The organism is Spiroplasma sp. ChiS (assembly GCF_002968355.1).
Lineage (GTDB): Bacteria > Bacillota_I > Bacilli_A > Mycoplasmatales > Mycoplasmataceae > Spiroplasma > Spiroplasma citri.
Window position 1 is genome coordinate 1 of the sequence record NZ_PUUH01000025.1, and the last position, 2,995, is coordinate 2,995.

4 protein-coding genes are annotated in these 2,995 nt (G+C 22.8%); 2 read left to right on the forward strand and 2 right to left on the reverse strand.

The window, feature by feature from the left end; all coding sequences use genetic code 4:
- Both C6B38_RS01630 and C6B38_RS01635 read right to left on the reverse strand, forming a co-directional pair.
- On the reverse strand, window positions 1-452 hold a 452-nt coding region (locus C6B38_RS01630), incomplete at its 3' end, for a hypothetical protein (protein ID WP_146693254.1).
- A complete protein-coding gene (locus C6B38_RS01635) occupies window positions 394-870 on the reverse strand; it encodes a hypothetical protein (RefSeq protein ID WP_105298405.1) in 477 nt (158 codons plus the stop codon). The genes C6B38_RS01635 and C6B38_RS01630, both read right to left, overlap by 59 nt.
- Before the next feature lie 59 nt (window positions 871-929).
- Between C6B38_RS01635 and C6B38_RS01640 the strand changes: the two genes are divergently transcribed.
- Both C6B38_RS01640 and C6B38_RS01645 read left to right on the forward strand, forming a co-directional pair.
- Window positions 930-2,330 (forward strand): hypothetical protein, encoded by a 1,401-nt coding sequence (locus C6B38_RS01640; protein WP_105298406.1) that lies wholly within the window; start codon window positions 930-932, stop codon window positions 2,328-2,330.
- The coding region (locus tag C6B38_RS01645; RefSeq protein WP_146693255.1) for a hypothetical protein at window positions 2,330-2,995 on the forward strand (666 nt) is incomplete at its 3' end. The genes C6B38_RS01640 and C6B38_RS01645, both read left to right, overlap by 1 nt.

Consider the following 2,995-nt stretch of genomic DNA (forward strand, 5'->3'; position numbering starts at 1 on the left):
CCTTTATTTTGTTGTGTATATATTTGTCAATTAACATATTCTCTTAATTCACTGCGTAATCATACATGTAATCACATATTTCAAAATACTGATCCTGCCCCAGTTCCATTTTTACCTATTGCTGATTTCATTGCTTGTCAAACTTGAATATGTACTTTTGGATATGTATATGGTCCATATCATCTTTTTTGTTTATCATTATCTGATTGAATTAAAATAGTTAAATTACCTATTAATTTTTGTTTATTAGTTATTTGAAAAAATCCCTTTTTACATCAACTACTAGATAATATAGTTCAATTACTTTCTGTTGGTGTTAATGAATTTATAATTTCTTTATATTTATTTTTATCTAAAAAACTAATATCTTTAAATAATTGTATTTCTAAACTTCTAGGTAATTTTATTAATTCAAACTTGAATATGTACTTTTGGATATGTATATGAATCATATCATCTTTTTTGTTTATCATTATCTGATTGAATTAAAATAGTTAAATTACCTATTAATTTTTGTTTATTAGTTATTTGAAAAAATCCCTTTTTACATCAACTACTAGATAATATAGTTCAATTACTTTCTGTTGGTGTTAATGAATTTATAATTTCTTTATATTTATTTTTATCTAAAAAACTAATATCTTTAAATAATTGTATTTCTAAACTTCTAGGTAATTTTATTAATAAATCACTTAATATATTAGGATTTAAATAATATTGAATTTGTGCTAATTGATGTTCAATATCTTTAATGCTTTGTAAAATTGATTTTATTTTAGAATTCCCATATTTTTCTAATAATTTTATAATTCTTAGTGCTATTTTAGGATTTTCTAAAATACTAGTAATTAATGTTAATAACTTTCACATTTTTTGACACTCTCCTTATGGTGATTATATAATGGGTGATGACAAAAAGAGGTGTAAAAATGAATAATGAAATAGATTTTAAAGAATTAAATAAACAACCCGAATATTTAAATTATTTAGAAAAAGGAAAATACCCAATATTATCAGAACAAAAATATTATATTGATATTCCTTGAATTATTGCTAATAGAAAAGCGGCTCCATTAACTATTGGGCAAGGTTTAATGTTTAATTGTGATAATGATGATACACAAGATTGAATAGAAGAATGATATGAAAAAAACTATGTTTATTCTAAATTATTTCAAAATGAATTAGCAAATAGTTTATATGGGCGTAGTGTAATGTATTTATTAAAAACAGAAACTGGTGATTTAACTATTGATGTTGCTCCTATTGGTTCAAATGTTCGTATTGCTAAATATTCAGAAATAGAACAATATGCAGAAATGTGAATATTACCTGCTCAATCTGATTATATGTGATATCAAAAAGTACAATTTTATCCAAGAAAAGCAAAAATAATTTATTATACTGCAAAAGATTTAGAAATTGGTATTTGACAAACTTATGGAGAATTAGAAAGTAAATTAAGACCAGTATCTATAATGGAATATGATACTGGAATAGATATATTACCTATTGTTGAATTTACAAATTTACCTAAATTAGTTCAAGGTACAAAAACAACCACAGATGCTGTGCCAGATTGTTTACCTGTATTTAATTTAATTAAAGATGTACAAGATAATATTTATTATAAAAGAATTGAAAGAATTATAAATCGTACTCATTTTGTAGGACAAAAAAATAGTTCTCCACTTGGTAATAATGGTAATGGTGACGAAGAATTATTACAAGCAGATGCTTTAATTACTAGTACAGTTCAACAATATGCTATGACTGGTACTACTGGTGTTGGTTTAATTCATGCTCAACAAAATTATACTGAAATAACTATTGATAGTGATTATTCTATGAAAATGATATTTAATGGTGCAGGTTATGAATATGATAATTTTTCAGGTAATAATTATACAAATAAAACAGAGTCATTAATGAATAATAAATTAGATATTCATACTACTTTACAAAAAAGATCTTTACGATTTCCTAAATTATATCGCTTATTTGATTATATATTTAAGCATTATAAAAAATGAGATAGTTTAGATGATAACAGTCAGAATAATGATAATTTTAGACCTTATACCTTAGAATTTATAGATATATCAATAGTTAATGAAATTACTCAATCTGAGGTAATTGATAGACAAATAAATAATGGAACTATTACACATGTTAGAGCAATTCATAAACAAGAAAAAGTAACAAATAAAAAAGCACGCATGATGTATGAAGAAATTAAAAAAGAACAAAAAGAACAATTAGATCAAGAAATGAGTTATATTGATGATAATCAAACAAGAGAAGAAGATATTAAAGGAGATATACAATAATGCAAGTACCTAATATTAATAGTATTTTTAAAAACTTAAATGAAAGAATCATGGATAATAGTGTTCGATCTGATACTTTAACTAAATTAGATATTGATATTAAAAGTAATTATTTCTTTTTTCCATTTATTATTAAAACTGGTTTAGTAAATATTACTGATAAAGGTTTTCAACCTAATAATGGAGTACCACAAAACTTTACACAAATGTCACAAATATTTACTGGTAAAGAAGGAATTATTGCACAATGAAAAAATGCTATTAAAATTAGATCTAGACATATCCCTGATATTTGAAATTATGATTTTTTCCAAAATAATAAAGATTGATTTACTTATTCTATTAATGAATTTAAAAATAGTTTAACGGATAAAGTTAGTTATTTATATATTACTAGTACTGAAAAAACTTATTTATGAGATAAAACAAAACAAGTTTTTATTAATAAAGAAGAACCTGAGAATAATTACCCAGTTAATGATATTTGAGAAAAAATTAATAATGAAAATGGTTTTAATGTTTATGTTATTAATTCACAAAAAATTAATAAAGCATTAGACAATTTTGCTATTAAAAGAAAATTTAAAGGTGATGCTTATAAATGTCATATTGTTAATATTAATGATACTGTTGAATTTTCTAAATTAGGTGGTGAAGAATATTTT